The sequence below is a fragment of the Stenotrophomonas sp. STEN014 genome, from assembly GCF_056760315.1.
In genome coordinates, this window is the sequence record NZ_JBRREN010000016.1 from 2,501 (window position 1) to 5,400 (window position 2,900).

Below are 2,900 nucleotides of genomic sequence, written 5' to 3' on the forward strand. Positions count from 1 at the left end.
CAGAGGAAAAGAAATCAACCGAGATTCCCTGAGTAGCGACGAGCGAACGGGGAACAGCCCTTAAGCTGGTATGGTTCTAGAAAAACGGTTTGGAAAAGCCGGCCATAGAAGGTGATAGCCCTGTATTTGAAAGGGCCATTCCAGTGAAGACGAGTAGGGCGGGGCACGTGAAACCCTGTCTGAATATGGGGGGACCATCCTCCAAGGCTAAATACTACTGACCGACCGATAGTGAACCAGTACCGTGAGGGAAAGGCGAAAAGAACCCCGGAGAGGGGAGTGAAATAGATCCTGAAACCGTGTGCGTACAAGCAGTAGGAGCTCGAAAGAGTGACTGCGTACCTTTTGTATAATGGGTCAGCGACTTACTGTTCGTGGCAAGCTTAACCGTATAGGGGAGGCGAAGGGAAACCGAGTCTGATAAGGGCGCATAGTCGCGGGCAGTAGACCCGAAACCGGGTGATCTAGTCATGCCCAGGGTGAAGGTGCGGTAACACGCACTGGAGGCCCGAACCCACTCCCGTTGCAAAGGTAGGGGATGAGGTGTGATTAGGAGTGAAAAGCTAATCGAACCCGGAGATAGCTGGTTCTCCTCGAAAGCTATTTAGGTAGCGCCTCATATGTATCCTCTCGGGGGTAGAGCACTGTTATGGCTAGGGGGTCATCGCGACTTACCAAACCATTGCAAACTCCGAATACCGAGACGGACTGTATGGGAGACACACGGCGGGTGCTAACGTCCGTCGTGAAAAGGGAAACAACCCAGACCCACAGCTAAGGTCCCAAATTTTGTGCTAAGTGGAAAACCATGTGGAAAGGCACAGACAGCCAGGAGGTTGGCTTAGAAGCAGCCACCCTTTAAAGAAAGCGTAATAGCTCACTGGTCGAGTCGGTCTGCGGGGAAGATTTAACGGGGCTAAGCACAGAACCGAAGCTTGGGGTGCATAACTTTGTTATGCGCGGTAGAGGAGCGTTCCGTAAGCCTGTGAAGGTGAGTTGAGAAGCTTGCTGGAGGTATCGGAAGTGCGAATGCTGACATGAGTAACGATAATGCGGGTGAAAAACCCGCACGCCGAAAGCCCAAGGTTTCCTTGCGCAACGTTAATCGGCGCAGGGTGAGTCGGCCCCTAAGGCGAGGCAGAAATGCGTAGTCGATGGGAAGCAGGTTAATATTCCTGCACCTCGCGTAAGTGCGATGGAGGGACGGAGAAGGTTAGGTGTACCAGGCGTTGGTTGTCCTGGGGAAAGGCGGTAGGTTTGGATCTTTGGCAAATCCGGGATCCTTTAAGACCGAGCACCGAGACGAGTCTTTATGACAAAGTCACTGATACCACGCTTCCAGGAAAAGCTCCTAAGCTTCAGCTTACGCAGACCGTACCGTAAACCGACACAGGTGGGTAGGATGAGAATTCTCAGGCGCTTGAGAGAACTCGGGTGAAGGAACTAGGCAACATGGCACCGTAACTTCGGGAGAAGGTGCGCCATTGTCGGTGGATCATGCGATCTAAAGCTGACGATGGCCGAAGTAACCAGGCCGCTGCGACTGTTTATCAAAAACACAGCACTCTGCAAACACGAAAGTGGACGTATAGGGTGTGACGCCTGCCCGGTGCTGGAAGGTTAATTGATGGGGTCAGCCGCAAGGCGAAGCTCTTGATCGAAGCCCCAGTAAACGGCGGCCGTAACTATAACGGTCCTAAGGTAGCGAAATTCCTTGTCGGGTAAGTTCCGACCTGCACGAATGGCGTAACGATGGCGGCGCTGTCTCCACCCGAGACTCAGTGAAATTGAAATCGCTGTGAAGATGCAGCGTTCCCGTGGCAAGACGGAAAGACCCCGTGAACCTTTACTATAGCTTTACACTGAACGTTGAGTTCGTCTGTGTAGGATAGGTGGGAGGCTATGAAACTGTGGCGCTAGCTGCAGTGGAGCCATCCTTGAAATACCACCCTGTCGTGCTTGACGTTCTAACCTAGGTCCGTAATCCGGATCGGGGACCGTGTATGGTGGGTAGTTTGACTGGGGCGGTCTCCTCCTAAAGAGTAACGGAGGAGCTCGAAGGTACGCTCAGCGCGGTCGGACATCGCGCACTGTGTGCAAAGGCATAAGCGTGCTTGACTGCAAGATCGACGGATCAAGCAGGTAGGAAACTAGGACTTAGTGATCCGGTGGTTCTGTATGGAAGGGCCATCGCTCAACGGATAAAAGGTACTCCGGGGATAACAGGCTGATACCGCCCAAGAGTTCATATCGACGGCGGTGTTTGGCACCTCGATGTCGGCTCATCACATCCTGGGGCTGTAGTCGGTCCCAAGGGTATGGCTGTTCGCCATTTAAAGTGGTACGCGAGCTGGGTTCAGAACGTCGTGAGACAGTTCGGTCCCTATCTGCCATGGGCGTTGGAAGTTTGAGAGGGGCTGCTCCTAGTACGAGAGGACCGGAGTGGACGAACCCCTGGTGTTCCGGTTGTCACGCCAGTGGCATTGCCGGGTAGCTATGTTCGGAAACGATAACCGCTGAAAGCATCTAAGCGGGAAGCGTGCCTCAAGATGAGACTTCCCGGGGCACAAGCCCCCTAAAGGAACCATATAGACTATGTGGTTGATAGGTCAGGTGTGTAAGTACAGCAATGTATTGAGCTAACTGATACTAATGATCCGTGTGGCTTGACCATATAACCTCAAGTTGCCTTGGCCGACATGACATGTCGATAGATCCAAGTGCACGCTACGTCACAAGACCAAACGTGAGACTGAGCGCCTTTATGTGCTTTTTGCTCAAGTAACCAAGGGATCACTCCCGGTTGCTCGAATAAAAAGCCGGCGACGCTCCAACCGTCTCCCTGGTGAAATTAGCGCTATGGAACCACCCGATCCCATCCCGAACTCGGAAGTGAAACG

The 2,900-nt window shown here is 53.1% G+C and carries 2 rRNA genes (1 of these 2 cut by a window edge); both read left to right on the forward strand.

Features of this window, described 5'->3' with window-relative positions:
* A 23S ribosomal RNA gene (locus tag ACVOMC_RS15230) occupies positions 1–2,674 on the forward strand (it extends 204 nt beyond the left edge of the window).
* A gap of 167 nt (positions 2,675–2,841) precedes the next feature.
* Positions 2,842–2,900: ribosomal RNA gene (rrf, locus tag ACVOMC_RS15235) — 5S ribosomal RNA — on the forward strand; the annotation flags it as partial.